Annotated in this window: 13 protein-coding genes; 5 read left to right on the top strand and 8 right to left on the bottom strand. The window is 68.2% G+C overall.

Going from position 1 to position 17,099, the window contains the following annotated elements; genetic code table 11:
- Nucleotides 1-249: 249 nt before the first annotated feature.
- Nucleotides 250-1,176 (bottom strand): Grx4 family monothiol glutaredoxin, encoded by a 927-nt coding sequence (gene grxD, locus D588_RS0110930; RefSeq protein WP_017915999.1) that lies wholly within the window; start codon nt 1,174-1,176, stop codon nt 250-252.
- Nucleotides 1,177-1,219: 43 nt separating this feature from the next.
- Between grxD and D588_RS0110925 the strand changes: the two genes are divergently transcribed.
- Nucleotides 1,220-2,011 (top strand): polysaccharide deacetylase family protein, encoded by a 792-nt coding sequence (locus D588_RS0110925; RefSeq protein WP_198526756.1) that lies wholly within the window; start codon nt 1,220-1,222, stop codon nt 2,009-2,011.
- Between the two features lie 680 nt (nt 2,012-2,691).
- Here D588_RS0110925 and D588_RS0110910 read toward each other — a convergent pair.
- The 3 genes from D588_RS0110910 to D588_RS0110900 form a co-directional block, all read right to left on the bottom strand.
- Nucleotides 2,692-3,363 carry a methyltransferase domain-containing protein gene (locus tag D588_RS0110910; RefSeq protein WP_017910897.1) on the bottom strand — a complete coding sequence of 224 codons (672 nt, stop codon included), beginning with the start codon at nt 3,361-3,363 and terminating at the stop codon, nt 2,692-2,694.
- A gap of 57 nt (nt 3,364-3,420) precedes the next feature.
- Nucleotides 3,421-4,062, bottom strand: coding sequence for an SGNH/GDSL hydrolase family protein (locus tag D588_RS0110905; RefSeq protein WP_017915996.1), 642 nt, complete (start codon nt 4,060-4,062; stop codon nt 3,421-3,423).
- 100 nt (nt 4,063-4,162) lie between these two features.
- Nucleotides 4,163-5,440: a pyridoxal phosphate-dependent aminotransferase gene (locus tag D588_RS0110900; RefSeq protein ID WP_017915995.1), complete on the bottom strand. Its 1,278-nt coding sequence runs from the start codon at nt 5,438-5,440 to the stop codon at nt 4,163-4,165.
- Nucleotides 5,441-5,747: 307 nt separating this feature from the next.
- Here D588_RS0110900 and rsgA point away from each other — a divergent pair, with 307 nt between their 5' ends.
- From rsgA to D588_RS0110880, 4 genes are all read left to right on the top strand, one after another.
- Complete coding sequence (rsgA, locus tag D588_RS0110895; RefSeq protein WP_017915994.1) at nt 5,748-6,860, top strand: ribosome small subunit-dependent GTPase A; 1,113 nt, start codon at nt 5,748-5,750, stop codon at nt 6,858-6,860.
- Nucleotides 6,861-6,868: 8 nt separating this feature from the next.
- The gene (locus D588_RS0110890; RefSeq protein WP_017915993.1) at nt 6,869-8,113 is read left to right on the top strand and encodes a flavohemoglobin expression-modulating QEGLA motif protein; all 1,245 of its coding nucleotides are present in this window, start codon (nt 6,869-6,871) and stop codon (nt 8,111-8,113) included.
- Between the two features lie 282 nt (nt 8,114-8,395).
- Nucleotides 8,396-9,178, top strand: a complete 783-nt coding sequence (locus D588_RS26120; RefSeq protein ID WP_152237750.1) for a hypothetical protein — start codon at nt 8,396-8,398, stop codon at nt 9,176-9,178.
- A gap of 536 nt (nt 9,179-9,714) precedes the next feature.
- Entirely contained in the window at nt 9,715-10,395 is a 681-nt protein-coding gene (locus tag D588_RS0110880; RefSeq protein ID WP_017915991.1) for a type 1 glutamine amidotransferase domain-containing protein, read from the top strand.
- Between the two features lie 51 nt (nt 10,396-10,446).
- Here D588_RS0110880 and D588_RS27825 read toward each other — a convergent pair whose 3' ends face one another.
- The 4 genes from D588_RS27825 to D588_RS0110865 form a co-directional block, all read right to left on the bottom strand.
- On the bottom strand, nt 10,447-10,890 hold the full coding sequence (locus D588_RS27825) for a hypothetical protein (protein ID WP_157836448.1): 444 nt from the start codon (nt 10,888-10,890) through the stop codon (nt 10,447-10,449).
- Between the two features lie 12 nt (nt 10,891-10,902).
- Nucleotides 10,903-11,814: a hypothetical protein gene (locus tag D588_RS27820; RefSeq protein WP_150409727.1), complete on the bottom strand. Its 912-nt coding sequence runs from the start codon at nt 11,812-11,814 to the stop codon at nt 10,903-10,905.
- A 431-nt stretch (nt 11,815-12,245) separates the two neighbouring features.
- The gene (locus D588_RS0110870) at nt 12,246-14,165 is read right to left on the bottom strand and encodes an alpha-amylase family glycosyl hydrolase (RefSeq protein WP_017915989.1); all 1,920 of its coding nucleotides are present in this window, start codon (nt 14,163-14,165) and stop codon (nt 12,246-12,248) included.
- A 47-nt stretch (nt 14,166-14,212) separates the two neighbouring features.
- Nucleotides 14,213-16,672 (bottom strand): TonB-dependent receptor, encoded by a 2,460-nt coding sequence (locus D588_RS0110865; protein ID WP_017915988.1) that lies wholly within the window; start codon nt 16,670-16,672, stop codon nt 14,213-14,215.
- Between the last annotated feature and the right edge of the window lie 427 nt (nt 16,673-17,099).

The raw sequence follows: 17,099 nt of genomic DNA, 5'->3' as shown, positions 1-17,099 counted from the left end.
CGGCTTCAGCCGCGACGAGCGAAGCCATCGGCGCATTCGACCCCATTGCAGTCGGGACTGAAGTCCCTCCCACAGGGAGCGCCGGACTTCGGTGCTGCCGTCAGCACTTGCGCAAGACGCCAGGCGAGTGCGTGCCCAGGGTAGGAGCGTGTGCGTGTGGCGATCGCGGCGCGCGGGCACAAAAAAGGGCGATCGCTCGATCGCCCTTTCGGCGCGTCCGCACGGGACGCAACCCACGAGGTAACCGACTCAGTACTTCGGCACGCTTCCGTCCACCTGGTCGGTCCAGGCGTCGATGCCGCCGACCACGTTGTGCACCTTCGTGAAGCCCAGCGAACGGAAGTGCTCGGCCGCCTGCGCGCTGCGGCCGCCGCGGTGGCACAGGAAGGCCAGCGCGGTGTCCTTGGGCAGCGCTTCCAGTTGCGCGCGCTGCTCGCCGTCGAGGGTGCGGAACGGCACGTTGACCGCCGCCACCGCGCGCTCTTCCGGCGGACGCACGTCCACCAGGAGCAGGCCACCGGCGCGTACCTGGTCGTCGGCGTCGCGCGGGCTGAGGTCCTGCACCGGCTTGGGCGCATTGGGATTGTCGATGGCCAGGCCGCGGCCGCGGATGTCGTCCACCCAGTCGATGGTGATGCCGTCGGCGCGGCGCGCGCTGCCCAGGTCGAACTGCACGCGCAGGCCGTTGGACTCGGCGGCGATGGCGTTGGGGTCGGTCGGCGCCAACTGGAAGTTCGGCTGGAACTGCGCGTCGATCGCCAGCGCCAGGCTTGCGCCCGGGGCGTCGGCCAGCGCGCCGCGCAGCATCTCGGCGGCGGCGTCGGTGATGGTGATCGACGGTGGCGTGCGGTCCGGCGCGGCCACGCCGAGCAGTTCGCTCAGCTCGCCGCTGCCGGCCATCTGCAGGATGATGTCGCTGCCGCCGATCAGCTCGCCGTCCACGTACAGCTGCGGGATGGTCGGCCAGTCGCCGTAGACCTTGATGCCCTCGCGGATGTCCTGGTCGGCCAGCACGTTGACGTGGGCGAAGTCGACGCCCAGCTCGTTCAGCGCGCCCACCGCCTTGGCGGAGAACCCGCACTGCGGCATGCCCGGCTGGCCTTTCATGAACAGCACGACGCGGTTGGAGCTGAGCAGCGTTTCGATACGGGAGCGCAGGGCGGGGTCGAGGGACATGGCAGGCAGTCGTCGCAGAGTCGGACCGGTCATTCTACGCCGCATGGCATCATGGGGCATGACAGTTCCGGAAACGCTGCATCGCATCCCGCGCCACCCCTACCGCTGGCTGCCCTGGGCGCTGGCCTCGCAGGCGCTGGTGGCGGGGCTGTGGTGGGCATATGGCTGGCCAGTCGGCCTGCCGGCGCTGCTGCTGTCGCACGCCGCGCTGGTGTTGCCGGTGTTCCTGCCGCGGGCGCGGCTGTATGCGCCGGTGCTGGATCGCCTGCCCGGCAGCGCGCCGCGGGTGTGGCTGACCATCGACGACGGCCCCTCCGACGACACCGTGGCGATCCTGGACCTGCTCGACCGCCACCAGGCCAAGGCCACGTTCTTCCTGGTCGGTGCCCGCGCCGCCGCGCGCCCGCAACTGGTACGCGAGATCCTGCGCCGCGGCCACGGCATCGGCAACCATAGCCAGCATCACCCGCAGGCGTGGTTCTGGGCGCTGGGGCCGCGGCGCATGGCGCAGGAAATCGGCCAGGCGCAGCAGACCCTGGCCGCGATCGCCGGCACTGCGCCGCGCTGGTACCGCTCGGTGGTGGGCATGACCAATCCCTTCGTCGCCGCACCGCTGCGCCGGCATGGCCTGACCCGGGTGGCCTGGAGTGCGCGCGGCTTCGACGGCGTGCGCTGCGACCCCGCGATCACCGTCGCGCGCATCGCCCGCGACCTGCAGCCCGGCGCCATCGTGCTGCTGCACGAGGGCGCGGCGCACGGGCACAATCCGGCGATCATGGAGGGGGTGTTGCAGGCTGTGCAGGCGCGTGGGCTGGAGACGATCTGCCCGACCTGAGGCTGGACGCGCTTCCCCGCTTGCGCTGTGGCGTGGTGCCGATGCGCATACGCTGCGGCGGCCATGTCCATGCACGGGCGGCATGCCGACAGGCCCCCGAGGGGTATCTGTCGCTCGCTGCACGGAGTAATCGGCGCATGCGGCGAAGGCATGACCATCCGGCGTGTGCAGGTGTAGTGCAGGCAGCATGGCGCAAGGCCCGGCTGCGCTTTCATCTGGTGCGCTTGTAACTGCGCACCTCCCAGCCGTCTCGCAGGCGAGTGACGAAGCAGTCATAGCCTGCCGCGTGCTGCGCGTCGAAGTACTGGTGCATCTCGGTGCGGTCCGCGAAGACGCGTCGCACGTCCGCGGTCTGGCGCCGCGACGACGAGCGAATAGCCGCAGCGATCCCTCGCAATGTTGCCAGTAGTGGCGCAACATCCATGTGTCCCTCTGCCGAGTCCGTGGCTGGTCCGGCGGACTATCGCACACCTGAAAACGGTCCGCCAGGAACCGCCAGAGGCCGTCTTTCGCGCACTGCAGCCTTCAGTGCATGGAGGCCATCTCCATGCCGCTGTGCGGCGGCATGGCAGCTTGCAGCGGGGAACGCGCCGACGCGGAGGGCGCTCGCTGTCGCGCGCGCTGGGCCACGATCGGCGAGAAGGCCGTGCAGACCCGGAGTTCGCGCGACAGCTGCGACGTCAACGCGGCTCCGCCACGATCAGCCAGTTGTTGAACGGCGTGTTGCCGTACAGCGGCGCGAAGCTGGCGCGCAGGCCGGCGGCGTCGAGCTGGGCCTGCAGGCTGTCGCGGGTGGGGTAGGCCTTGGGCAGTTCCTGCATCCAGCCGGCCAGGTGCGCGAGCACGTCGGTGATGCGGCTGGTGCGGCCGCGGCCGCTGGCATCGCCCAGGCCGCTGCGGATCACCAGCTTGGCGCCGGGCGTGAGCATGCGCGCCACGCTGCGGATCAGGTTGGATTGCATGTCGCGGTCCAGGTACTGCAGCACGTCCAGGATCGCGACGCTGCCGTGGTGCTCGGGCCAGGACTGGCCCAGGTCGACCACCGCGAAATGCGTGTCCTGCAGCCCGTTGCGGGCGGCGATGGCGCCGGCGCGGCGGATCTTGGCCGCGTCGATGTCCACGCCGTGGTAGCGCTGGCGCTGGCCGTCGGCGCGCAGCGCATGCGCGAGCAGGCCCAGCCCGCAGCCCAGGTCCAGCACCGGCGCGTCGGTGCCGCGCAGCGCGGCGAGCACGCCGGGGTAGAGCGGATCGGTGCGCAGCTTGGTGCGCGTGTAGTAGTAGTCGTAGCGGTTGCCCAGCGGATGCGTGGGCAGGAAGGCGCGGGCGATGGCCAGGGCCTGCGGGCGGGTCATGGGCTGGGTGGTGCTGGCGTCGCGCAATGTCGGTCCTTGGCAGCGGGCGTACGCCAGCTAGGCTAACGCATCGCGAGCCGCCGGCAACAGCCGCGCGGTCCAGCGCGCATACATCGCCGCCGACGGATGCAGCCCGTCCGCGGCCAGCATCGCCGGGTCGCCACCGCCGTCGCGGCTGCAGCCGGTGATGTCGACGAAGCGCACCGCGCGCGCGGTGCAGCAAGCCTGCGCGGCGGCGTTGAAGGCGTCGATCTGCGCACCGATGTGCGCCGGATCGTGGGCGGGTGGCTGCGCGAAGGCGGTCACGCCCCAGTCCGGGATCGACACCGCCAGCACCCGCTGCGGCCGCGCGTCGGCGAAACCGATCGCACGCTGCAGCAGCGCGTCGAACTGCGTGCGGTAGTCGTCGAGCGGATAGCCGCGGTACTGGTTGTTGACGCCGATCAGCAGCGTCACCAGGTCGAACGGTCCCTGCGGCGCGGCCGTGTCGATGCCGGCGTCCAGTTCGTCGGTGGTCCAGCCGGTGGTGGCGACGATCTGCGGATCGGCCAGGGCGATGCCGTCGCGGCGCAACGCCGCCGCCAGTTGCATCGGCCAGCGTCCGTCGGCGTCAACACCTTCGCCGATCGTGTAGGAATCGCCCAGCGCCAGGTAGCGCAGCGGTGTGTGCTGGACCGCGGCGAAACGCCCCTGGCTCATCTACGCGGTGCCAATGGCAGCCCCATCACCGGGACGCGCGCTCGCAGGAACGGCGCACGCACGCTTTGCCATTCCCCATTCCCCATTCCCCATTCCCCACTCACCGCCCCACAGCCGCCCGCGGCTTCAGCGGCACCACCTTGGTGGCGTCCTCGGCGCGGCGCGCCAGGACACGATCGATGCGCGCGAACACCTCGCGCATCGTCGCCGCCTCCGGCAGCAGGGTGACGCGGAAATGGTGCCGGTAGGGCACGTTGAAGCTGGAGCCGGGCACCACCAGCACGCCTTCCTGTTCCATCAGCTCCAGGGCGAACGCGTGGTCGTCGAAGCCGCGCGCGGCGGCGCCGACCACGGCCGGGAACGCGTACAGCGCGCCGGCCGGCTGCACCAGCGACAGGTGCTCGCTGGCCGCGCACGCCTCGAGCACCGCGCGGCGCGTTTCGTACAGGCGTCCACCCGGGGCGCACAGCAGCGAGATCGTGTCCGGGCCGTTGACCGCAGCATCGATGGCGAACTGGCCGGGGACGTTGGCGCACAGGCGCAGCGCGCCGAGCAGGTCCATGGCGTTGCGGAAATCGCCGACGCGCTCGGCGTCGCCGGACAGCAGCGCCCAGCCCACGCGCCAGCCGCAGGCGCGGTGCACCTTGCTCAGGCCGCCGAAGCTGATGCACGGATGCGCGCCGGCCAGCGGTGCCACCGACACGAACTCCGCGTCGTCGTACAGCACCTGGTCGTAGATCTCGTCGACCATCAGCAGCAGGTTGTGCTTGACCGCGATGGCGACGATCTTCTCCAGCAGCGCCCGCGAGTAGCTGGCGCCGCTGGGGTTGTTCGGGTTGATCAGCACGATGGCGCGGGTGCGCGAGGACACCAGCGTCTCGATCTCCACCGGGTCGGGCTGGAACCCGTTCTCCGGCGCGCAGCGGTAGTACACCGGGCGACCGTCGTTGAGGATGGTGGCGGCAGACCACAGCGGGTAGTCGGGCGAGGGCACCAGCACTTCGTCGCCCGGGTTGAGCAGCGCACGCAGCGACAGGTCGATCAGCTCGCTGACGCCGTTGCCGACGAAGATGCGGTCCGGGTGCGCGTCCGGATGCTGGCGCCGGGCGTAGGCCGCGGCGATCGCCTCGCGCGCCTCCGGCAGGCCCTGCTGGTGGGTATAGGGATCGGTGCGGCCCATGTCATCGGCGATCGCGCGCTGCAGATGTTCCGGGGCACGGAAGCCGAACGCGCCGGGATTGCCGATGTTGAGCTTGATCAGTTTGCGCCCCTGGGCCTCCAGCTCGCGGGCTCGCCGTGCCAGTTCGCCGCGGATCTCGTAGCGGACTTCGGACAGGCGTTCGCGGATCGCGAGCGGCTTGATCGGCAGGGTGGGCATCGCATTGGCCGGTGGGGCGTGGGACCTGCATGGTAGCGGAAATGTGACACCGCGGCGGGGCGGAGGGCGCCGTGGTGGCGGGTCGTCTACGGCGCCCGGCCGCCACACTTGGCGCTGCGACGGGCGTGGCGCGATGGCTGGCCCGTGTGGAGGCCACACACGTGTCGCGCGGGTCATGCGCCGCTGCTGGCGACTCCCGGGGCGCCGCCTGCGGCGCGGGCTAACGACGCAAGGCGCCGCCCTGCGCGTGTCCCAGTGGCCGCCCTGCGCTCACCTTTGGGCGCGGCGCACCCTCTAGAATTCGCCCATGACCACCTCCCCGATCGACTTCGACGCGTTGCGCCCCATCGGCTGGCCCTGGCCCGGAATGCCCGATGAGCCTGCCTGGCGCGCGCTGTTCGAGGCGCATCCGCAGGCGCGGCCGGCGCGGGTGGTGGAGCAGCACCGCACCGGCTACGTGGTCGCCGATGCGGTGGACACCGGCTTCAAGGTCGAATCGCTGCCGGACTGGCAGCGGCCGCGCTTTCCCAGCCACGAGCGCGCCGCGGTCGGCGACTGGGTGTTGCTGGAGGACACGCGCATCGTCGCCTTGCTGCCGCGGCGCACCGCGATCAAGCGCGGCGCCGCTGGCGAGCACTATCACCAGCAGGTGATCGCGGCCAACATCGATACGGTGTTCATCGTCTGCGGCCTGGATGCGGACTTCAATCCGCGCCGGATCGAGCGCTATCTGCTGCTGGTGGGCGGCGGCGGTGCGGCGCCGGTGGTGGTGCTGACCAAGGCCGACCTCACCGAGTACGCCGCCGACGCGCTGGCGGTGCTGGAGGAACTGGCGGCGCAGGCGATCCCGCTGCTCACGGTCAACGCCCGCCAGGCCGACAGTGTCGACGCGCTGTGGCCGTGGCTGGGGCCGGGGCAGACCGCGGTGCTGGTCGGCTCGTCCGGTGCCGGCAAGTCCACCCTCACCAACACCCTGCTGGGCGTGCAGAAGATGCGCACCGCGGCGGTGCGCGCCACCGACTCGCGCGGCCGCCACACCACCACCCATCGCGCGCTGCTGCCGTTGCCGTCCGGCGCCTGCCTGATCGACACCCCCGGCATGCGCGAACTCAAGCCCACCGGTGAGGAAGACCTGGCCGAAGGCGGTTTCGCCGACATCGAGGCGCTGGCCGCGCAGTGCCGCTTCAACGACTGCGCGCATCAGGCCGAGCCGGGCTGCGCGGTGCAGGCGGCGATCGAGCGCGGCGAGATCGAGGAGGCGCGCCTGGCCAACTACCTGAAGCTGCGCGACGAGGTCGCTGGTGCCGCCGGCAAGCTGGCGCAGCGTCAGGCGCAGAACGCGGCCGCCGGCCGCAGCGGCAAGCCCAGCGGTGGCAAACCGGGCGGCAAGCGTCCGCCACCGCGCACCCTGCGCCGCTGACGTCGGCCGTGGCCAAGCGCGTGCTGCCGGTCGAGATCCGCCACCATGCCGCGCTCGACGCGCGGCTGGTCAAGGCGGTGCGCGGCATCCGCCTGCTGGCCCTGGCCAGTTGGCCGGTGGCGCTGCAGGCGCCGTTCCTGGAGAGCGTGGCGCGCGGCCAGCCGCAACTGCCGCAGGTGGACTACCCCAGGCTGGATTTCGCCGACACCCGCCGCGAGCTCGGGGCGATCGCCGAGGCCGCCGATCCGGCACATCCGCTCGGCGCCTACCTGCAGGCCTCGGTGCACAGCTGGGATCTGGCCGCCGCGCTGCTCGAAGTGCTCGGCACGCCGGCGGTGGGCACGTATTCGGCGCAGTTGTTCGGCGTGCCGGACGACCCGATGCCTGGCCACGGTCCCACCACCCGCGAGGCCGCCGGCCATTTCATCCGCATCGCCCAGGAACTGGACCGCGAGTTGTTCTCGGCCGAGGAGCAGGTGCCGGTGTCGGCCACCGCGTTGCGCCTGCTGTTGCAGCGCGATCTGGACGAATTCTTCGGCGCGCGGGTGATCACGGTGGAACTGGATCCGGACCTGCTGGCCAAGGCCGCCGCCGGCGCGCAGCGCATCCGCCTGCGCTCCGGCGCCCACTTCAGCGATTACGACCGCGCGCAACTGTTCCACCACGAGGCGCTGGTGCATTCGCTGACCGCGCTCAACGGCCGGCAACAGGCGCAGTTGCCGAGCCTGGCGCTGTCCTCGCCGCGCACCACCGCCACCCAGGAAGGCCTGGCGACCTTCGCCGAGCAGATCACCGGCAGCATCGACATCGAGCGCATGAAGCGGATCAGCCTGCGCATCGAGGCGATCGCGCTGGCCCGCGACGGCGCCGACTTCATCGAGGTGTTCCGCTACTTCGATGCGGCCGGGCAGGCGCCTGCGGAGAGCTTCTCCTCGGCGCAGCGCGTGTTCCGCGGCGTGCCTACCACAGGCGGCGCCGCGTTCACCAAGGACACCGTGTACCTGCGCGGGCTGGTGTCGGTGCACACCTTCTTCCGCCAGGCGCTGCAGCGCGACCGGCTGCCGCTGTGCCGCTGGCTGTTCGCCGGCAAGATGGCGCTGGAGGACGTGGCCGCGTTCGCACCGCTGTTCGAGTCCGGCGTGCTGGCGCCGCCGCGCTGGTTGCCGACGTGGGTCGCGCGCGCCAGCGGCCTGGCCGGGATGCTGGCGTTCTCGCTGTTCGCCAACCGGATTCGCATGGATCAGGTGGAGTAGGGGGCTCCAGAAGGAAGTAGCTGCCGCTGCGGGAGGTCGGCGGCATTCGCAGCGACCAGTCGCGTGGACGATCCAAAGCGTCTAATGCGACTGCAGTGTTCCTGTGGCTATCGCAAACTTGTAGTGCGGGCTGTCGGCCGTTTGGTTTTTTGAAGAAACGAAAAGAAGTCCGAGGCATTTCTCTGGCAAGAAAGATGGTTCGCTCATGTCCGTCTTGCTTGCAGGGAGAAGAATCAAGTACCTATGCTGGGTCGCGCATTTATCGCCAATAAGGAGGCTCGCGTGTCGACGACGGAAGGTAGGGGTGGGGACGTGGGAGCGGCTGGCGTCATCGCGCAGTTGCGCAGGCAAAATCGAATTCTGAAGATTTTTTCGGCTGTGGCGCTCGCCCTTCCTTTGACGCTCATGCTGATGGGGGCCCGAGGCGCTGGCAGCAAGCAGGTATTTTCCGAGATCGATGTCAATCGCATCAATATCGTCAACGAGGACGGGTCCAGGTCCATGGTGTTGGCCGCCCGCGGTTTGCTGCCCGATCCGGTGATGGGCGGGAAGGTCATGAAAACCGAGAGAAGCAATATGCCCGGAATGCTGTTCTATAACGGCGTGGGCGACGAGGTCGGTGGGCTCATCTATGACGGCAGTCTCGGTCAAGATGGAAAGCCCAGTGGCGGCGTGCATCTTTCGATGGATCGGTTCGGCGGAGATCAGCAAATCGCCCTGCATCACTACGAGGAGGGCGGCTTCATGGAAACCGGCCTTTCCGTATTCGATCGCGGACTTTCCAAGCAGTACGAAGGGCTGTATGAAAAGTATCTGGCGGCCCCGAATGGGCCGGAGAAGGATGCGCTGTTGAAGCAGTGGAAGGACGCGGGTGGTGAGCAGACACAGAGGCTCTTTGTCGGGCGTACTCGCGGAAAATCGTCTGCGGTGATTCTCGCGGACGATTCAGGAAATCCCAGGATCATCATGTCCGTCACGCCTGCTGGAAAGGCATCGTTGGATTTTATTGATGACAAGGGTGACGTCGTCCAGAGTCTCCCGGAAACTCCCGTCGTGAAGAAGTAGTGGCATGGTCGATACCGGCCATGGAGTTGCCGGAGTGGTCTGGTGTCTCGCTGGAGTGCGTCGGGTTCGATGCCTGGTCGCGTGCGTATGGGGTGGCGGCGGATCGGCATCGCGCCGCCCGCCTTATCGGCATCCACGCCATCATTCGGTGGATCTGGGTAGCCGCGAATTCCAGGGCGCGCTGCCGTTCGGCCTGCAGTTCTATTTCACGTCGAACAGGGCGCGCACTGCATGCAGCGTAGCCCGGACACGCATGGACTGACCCAGGACGCGGGCGACTTCGTCTGGTGTCTGGAGGCCGCCTGCATGTGGTTCGCAGGCTGCTCAACTGGCAGCTATCCGCTTTCTTACAAAATGGGCGACCCACCGCAGCGGCTGGGCTGCCACCGTAGCGACTGGCTTCGGCCGCCTTGCAGGATCGCGTGTGTGAGCTGAACCGCAGTGCGCGATGCTCACCCGCCGCGAATGTGCGGCTGCCGATACTGCGGCGCCCGGCCTGCCCCCGCATGGCCGCTTCCCTTCACAAGGAGATCCGCATGAAGATCCTGATGGTGCTGACGTCGCACGACCAGCTTGGCGACACCGGCCACAAGACCGGCTTCTGGCTGGAAGAATTCGCGGCGCCGTACTACACGTTCAAGGATGCCGGCGCCGAGATCACGCTGGCCTCGCCCAAGGGCGGGCAGCCGCCGCTGGACCCGAAAAGCGATGCGCCGGACGCGCAGACCGAAGCGACTTGCCGCTTCAAGGACGACCCGGCGGCGCAGCAGCAACTGGCGAGCACGCATCCGCTGGCATCGGTGCGCGTGGACGACTACGACGCGCTGTTCTACCCGGGCGGCCACGGCCCGCTCTGGGACCTGGCCGAGGGCCGCGATTCCATCGCCCTGATCGAAGCGTTCGCACGCGCCGACAAGCCGATCGGCTTCGTCTGCCACGCGCCGGGCGTGCTGCGCCGGGTGACGGCGGCCGATGGCACGCCGCTGGTGAAGGGCCGTCGCGTCACCGGCTTCACCAACAGCGAGGAAGCCGCGGTGGGCCTGACCGACGTGGTGCCGTTCCTGGTCGAGGACGAACTGCAGCGCCTGGGCGGCCAGTACAGCAAGGTCGCCGATTGGGGCGTGCACGTGGTCGAGGACGGCCGCCTGGTCACCGGGCAGAACCCGGCCTCGTCCGAGGCGGCGGCCGAGGCATTGTTGGGAATGTTGAGTACCTGAGTCCTTCTGGCGCCACGGCATGGTCGCAACGACATGCCATGGCCGTTTAGATCAGCCCACAGTCACTGAGCATTTCGGGCATTCATTCGGAGGCGGAACCCAGCCGCCACCACCTCCGCCACCACCCCCGCCGCCGCCAGTTCCAGCTCCGCTACCAGGTCCAGTTTGTGTGCCAGGTAAGGGCACGACACAAACGGATCCTGAGAGACAGACAACTTGGCCCTTTTCCTTGCTGCCATCCTGATACGTCACCGCAACGACATCGCCCACAGAAATACTCGCAAGACCATATGTGGAGCGATACATTCCGGTTAATGCAGTCAACGCCGCAATGCGTAGTTCGGCCATGTCCCCGGATCCAACGCCTTGTGCTGCCGCCACGTTCTGGAAAACTCCAGAGGCGGCATCGATGCTGACGGTCTTTGCAATTGCTGCAAACGATATCGCCAACAGGCAAAGCATCATGAGGCGATTTTTCAATGACCTTCTTTCCATGAATAAGTTTCCTTAGGGCTTAGATAAAATCTTCCTGATTTCCTTGATCTTTCTGTCGAGCAGGCTCGCATCGCTTGGGCTGATCAGGTTGGTGCGAACGAAAGATTCGAAGTTGGGGCTGGAGCAGCCTCCGGTGTTGAGGCAAAGGGATTTCATAATGTCGGAGTTGGTGCCGCAATTCAGTCCCATCTGACATGCTGCGATGCTCCACGCATAGCCTGAGGTAGGGCCAGTAGCGACTTCGCTATATCGTCCGAGTGAGGTATTGTCGGAATTGCCTGCAAGCAGTTGGCCCAGTTCGAATGTGGCCAATGGGTCGCCTGATTTGCTGACCTTCTCCACGAATTGCCGCAAGTCTTCTCCTTGCAGACGAGCTGTTGAGGCCATTTGAAGCCTGGCTTGCGCTGCAAGGTCGCCACCTTTTGCCGCCTGCTCGAGCCATAGATTCCGCGCATCGACAGGAATGGCAGCGCCATTGTCGACGACCGCGCATTCTTCTGCGTAGGAGCGTGCTACCAACAAGATGCCTTGGGCATTTGCATGCGACGTGGAACGCGCTGCGATTGCCGAGTAAGTAGCTAGGAATTTCTGAGGGTCGATGTTGACCGCAATGCATCGGCCATAAGCTTCTGCGAGATCACGCTGCGCATCTGCTTCGCCTCGGTTCGCACGGGCTTTCAGATCCAGGAAAGTTTGAAGGGCATCGTTCGATGCGGAGCGATGTTCCTGCGTACCATTTCCCCGTTTGCTTGCTTGCGCCGCTGGGCTCGCGCCGCTGGAGCGCTCTTCTTCGTCAGGTTCATTGCTATGAAGGTATGCGGCATCGTTCTGCGGTGGATGCTTGTGGCGAACTTCTGTCCATGCCAATCCAAGTGAAACGGCAGCCACAATTCCGCAGATCAGCATCCAATGCTTGCATCTCATGCTTTGTACCAATCCATGACGTCAAGGCGCTCTCTCGCTGACTGACAGCCGAATGTAACAGTTGTGGTATGGCCCTTCAACGCATGGCCCCATAGCGCCATGTATCTTGATGCTGCTAATGCGCTTATTCCTCCGCGATTATTGTTCATCCGCGCCGCCACCAACGCAGGCCGCACGCGTGCAGGGTGCCATTCCACTGCACCAGCCGTGCAGGGCACCTTTCTCCGCATCCGTAGAGCGGCTTCAGCCGCGACAAGCGGGAGTAGGAAAGCCTGTCGCGGCTGAGGCCGCTCCTGGGAGGCATAGATGTGCCACCGCGTGCAGCCAGGCAGCGCACCTGTGGGAGGAGCTTCAGTCCCGACTGCACGCACTCAGAAGCGTGCACGGGTATGCAGCAGTGGCGCCTGCAGGCGGCTGCCGCTGTTTTCGGATCAGCTGCGTCGCCACCAACGCAGGCCGTACGCGGGCAGGATGCCGCTCCAGTTCGCCAAGGTGGCGGGGTCGCTGCCGCCATCGGCGATCGCTTGCCAGTTGCCGTCGCCCAAGGTTGCGGCGACATCCACCGCAACCGGCTCCGCACTGAAGTTGTACACCGCCACGAAGTCCTCGCCGCGCGCCAAACCGAGCAGGGCGGGATCGCCCAGCGGCACGGCACGCAACGGCTGGTCGGCGGCCAGTGCCGCAGTGGTGGCACGCGCGGCGATCAACCCGCGCAGGCGGGTGTAGACCTGGCCGGGCAGGCTGTCGGGGTCGTGGCGTTGCGCCGCGCGTTCCCAGTCCATGTCCGGGCGGTGCAGCCAGCGGCCTTCGTGGCGGCGCAGTGGATCGTTGCGGTAGGCGTCGTCGTTGCCCAGGGCCAGTTCGTCGCCCATGTACAGCAGTGGGATGCCCGGCATCGCCAGCGCCACCGCGTACAGCAACAGCAGGCGGCGCACGCCCAGTTCCAGCGCATCGGCATCATCGGTGGCCAGCGCTGCCGTGATGCCGGTCAGTGCCGCGCTCATGCCGTTGCTGCCGTGCACGCCATCGCCGCTGCTCTGGAAGGCTTCGCCACGCGCGTAGCTGTCCGCTGTGTCGCCGGCGTAGAACTGGGCGATGCGCGCCAGCGCGAACGGGGCGACGCCATCGCCACCGGCGGCCTCGCGCTGCAGCACGTTCCAGCCGATATCGTCATGGCAGCGCACGTAGCTGAGCCAGCCACAGGCTGGCGGCAGCGCCGGCGTCTGCGCGATCGCCGCCTGCACGATGTCGCCGCGCTGCTCGGCCAGCGCCACCCAGCCGGCCGCCATCAGTGTGCTGTGGTAGGCCAGGTGGCATTCGTGGCCGCGCGCGGCGCCGTCGCCAAAGTAGGGCGGCAACTGTGCCATCGGCACGATCGCCTCGGCCTTCAGCAGCACCGCTGGGGCCAGGATGTCGATGAGCGCGCGCAGCGCCTGCAGGATCGTGTGCGCCTCCGGCTGGTTCATGCAGTCGGTGCCGGGACGCTTCCACAGGTAGGCGGTGGAATCCAGGCGGAACACCTCCACGCCCAGGTTGGCCAGGCGCAGCAGCGCCAGCGCCATCTCGCCGAACACCGCCGGATTGCTCCAGTCCAGATCCCATTGGTAGGGGTAGAACGTGGTCCACAACCAGGCGTCGGCGTCCTGCACCCAGGTGAAGTTGCCCGGGGCGGTGTGCGGGAACACCTGGCCCAGGGTGCGCTCGTAGGCATCCACCGCGTCGCGGTCGCGGAAGTGGTGGTAATAGTCCAGATGCCGCGCATCGCCGCGCTTGGCTGCCAGCGCCCAGGGATGGTCGTCGGCGGTGTGGTTGAGCACGAAGTCGGCGCACAGGCTGATCCCGGCCGCACGCAGCCGCGCGGTCAGCGCCGCCAGATCGTCGGTGTCGCCGAGCCGCGGTTCGACCTGGCCGTAGTCGCTGACCGCAAAGCCGCCATCGTTGTCGCCGGCGCGCGCGCGCAGGAACGGCAGCAGGTGCAGGTAGCGAACACCCAGTTCCTGCAGGTAGGGCACGCGTTCGCCGACGCCATGCAAGGTCCCGGCGAAGCGGTCGACATAGGCGCTGTAGCCGAGCATCGCCGGGGTGGCGAACCAGTCGGGCGCGCGCTCGGCATCGAGCTGGCGCAGCGCCGACGGCCGCGCGTTGGCGGTGGCCGCCAATTGCGTCAGCCACTGCGGCAACCACTGCGCGAAGGCCGGATGCGTGCCGTACAGCGCATGCAAAGGCGCCAACAGACGTTCGCCGTGACGCTGCAGGCGTGCCAGCACTGCGTCGGCGGCGTCCGGTTGCAGATGCGCCTGCCACAGGGTGTGGGCGAGCGCGGACAGTGCGGAAGGAGCGGGTGCGGTCATGGGGGGCTTGGCCGCGCCCCCGGTGGGGCGCGGATGTGCGGTCCTCGTCAGAAGTCGTAGCGCAGGCTGATGCTGGAAGTGCGGCCCGGGATCGAGCGCGCGCGGATCACGCCGGAGGCGGCGTCGGCGATCGACGCTTCCTCCGCTTCGGTCAGGCCGAAGGTGTTGAACAGGTTGTTGACGTTGAGCGAGACGGTCAGCGCATCGGTGATGCGGTAGTCGCCGAACAGGTTGACCTGGGTGTAGCCGGGCATCTTCAGCTGGTTGCTGTCCTGGGTGTAGGCCGAACTGGTGCCGATCGCGTTGACCCCGACTTGGTAGCGCTCGCCGCGGTAGCTCGGCGTCAGCTGCCAGACGAAGCGCGCCTGCCGACGCGGGGTGTTGCCGGCGTTGGCCGGGGTGATCTGGTCCTTGTCGATGGTGGCGTCGGTCCAGGTCAGGCCGCCGTTGAGGGTGAAGCCGCCGGTGCGGTATGCGGCTTCCAGCTCGAGGCCGTGCGCCTTGTAGGTGCGGTCGAAGAAGCGCTGGGTGGTGGCTTCGTAATTCTGCTCCTGGGTGCGCGCGGCGAAGGCGGTGGCGAACAGGCTCAGCCCGCCGCTGCGCCACTTCAGGCCGCCCTCGAGCTGCTTGACCACGTTCACCGCTTCGTTGGAGGACACCGAGCCGTCGTCGCGCACCACGCCGAACAGCAGGCGGTCGGCGTTGGCGCGGGCGCCGCGGCTGTAGCGCGCGAATGCGGCCAGGTCGTCGTTGAGCATGTAGTTGCCGCCGAACGAATACGACAGGTAGTTCCAGTCGTAGCGCACCGGCTTGGGGTTGGCGTAGTCGATGGTCGCCACGCGTTGCTCCGGCGCCTCGATCACGCCGTCGCCGTTCACGTCGACATTGCTGGCCAGCACGCCGCCGGCGGTGTCGCCGCGCGCGCGGCCCATGTCGTAGCGCAGACTGCCGTCCACGCTCAGCGGGCCCTGGTCCCAGCTCAGCGCCAGGTACGGCGCGTTGATGTCGTAACGCACGTCGTAGTGGCGGGTGTTGTCCAGCCCCCAGTACGGCACGCCGTAGGCGTACAGGCCGTCCTGCGAGCGCAGGCTGCCGTCGGTGGCGACCACGTCCAGCAGCCGCGGGCGGTGCCCCAGCGACTGCACGTAGGAATTCCAGGTCCAGTCCACGTCGATGGTCTGCCGCGAGGTGTACCAGCCGGCCTTGAGGTTGAGGTTGCCGCCGTCGCCGCTGCCGAAGTCGCGCGCCAGGCTGAGGTCGTTGACCGCGTTGCCCAGGTCGTTGAGGTGCACGTTGAACAGATGCGTGCGCAGCGCCAGGCCGGTGTAGGCCTGGCCGGCGTTCGGGCCGTCGACGTAGCGCAGGCCGGCGCCGCCGCCGCCGATGCTCGCCGCCAGCGCGCCGGCATCGGCGACCTGCGCGGGGAACGGCGAAACGAAGCGGCCGGAGGTATCGGCGATGCGGAACTTGTCGGTCAGGGTCCAGCCGCCGTCGATGTCGAACTGCGCCTCGGCGCCGAACGCGCGCGACAGCGGATGCATGCCGTCGCCCAGTTCCACCCGCGAGGGCTTGTTGCCGCCATCGAGGGTGGCGCTGCTGCGGAAGTACGGGCTGTACAGCGTGTCGGTGCCGGGATCGAAGCCGTCGATACTGCCGAAGTGCGGCGACCCGTCGCTGCCGCTGACCCGCGTGGGTACCGGCAGGTAGCCGGCGGCGCGGTCGTTGAGGTACTTGGCGTAGACACGCACGTAACCGTTGTCGAACAGCCGGGTCAGGTTGGCCTTGAGCTGGCCGCCCTTGTCGGTGGTGTAGCCGGCATCGCGCACGCCGTCGCCGCGGCGGTAGAAGCCGCCGACGTTGAACTGCCAGTGCTCGGCGAACGGCGCGCCGTAGTCGAAGTCCAGGCGGGTGTTGTCGTAGCCGCCCAGGCCGCGGGTGAGGCCGACGCTGCCGCCGGCGGTGTCGCCGGTCTTGCTGATGAAGTTGATGATGCCGCCGGGCGAGTTGCTGGCGAAGGTGGAGGCCGAGCCGCCGCGAATCGCTTCGATGCGCTCCAGGCTGTAGTCCGCGCGCAGGAAGATGTCGGCGTTGCCGAAGGCGATGTCGCCGAACTCCAGCACCGGCAGGCCGTCTTCCTGCAACAGCAGGAACTTGGCGCCGCCGGAGGCGACCGGCAGGCCGCGCACGGCGATGTTGGCATTGCCTTCGCCGCCGCTGGATTCGGAGCGGATGCCGGGGATGTTGCGGAAGATCTCGGCGGTGCTGCGCGGCGCCGACTGTTCGATCGCCTCGGCGCCGACCGTGCTCACCGAGACGCTGGACTTGAGCTTGCTCTTGGGCGTGGCGGTGCCGGTGACGAAGACCGAGTCCAGGCTGACCACGTCGCCCTGCGCCGCCGGGGCGTCGGCAGCGGCGGGCGTGGCCTGTTGCGCGAGCGCAGCCGGTGCGGACAGCGCCGCGGCGACGGCCAGGGCCAGGGTCTGCAGGCGGATCGAAGGGTGATGCATCGCTGTCTCTCCCGAAGCGAGTGGTGCAGTGGGTGGCGGCGCGCCGCTGCCGGAACGGGCAGGGCGCGGCGCGGTCGGTGGGTGCGGTGGCGTACAGATACGGCCGCCCGCAATCGATTGCAATTTGCAGTGCAGCAAATCCACCTGTGGCGCTTACGCCAACCTTCTCGCTGAGAATTCGAGGCATTCTGCATGGTGCAACGCAGCGTTACAAACGATTGCAGGCGCGCCGACACTCCGCTCCGCCGCTGTGGCACGCCTCCCGCGTGCCCGACCCGCCCAGGCCGATGCCGATGCTGATGCGTTCCGATCGTCCCCTGCTTCCGCTCTCGCGCGTGCTGGCGCTCAACGCCGGTTTCTTCGGCGTGCAGTACAGCTTCGGCCTGCAGCAGAGCAACATGAGCCCGATCTACAACTACCTGGGCGC

This window comes from Xanthomonas sp. SHU 308 (assembly GCF_000364645.1).
Taxonomy (GTDB): domain Bacteria; phylum Pseudomonadota; class Gammaproteobacteria; order Xanthomonadales; family Xanthomonadaceae; genus Xanthomonas_A; species Xanthomonas_A sontii.
This window is presented reverse-complemented; position numbering and strand designations above follow the sequence as displayed.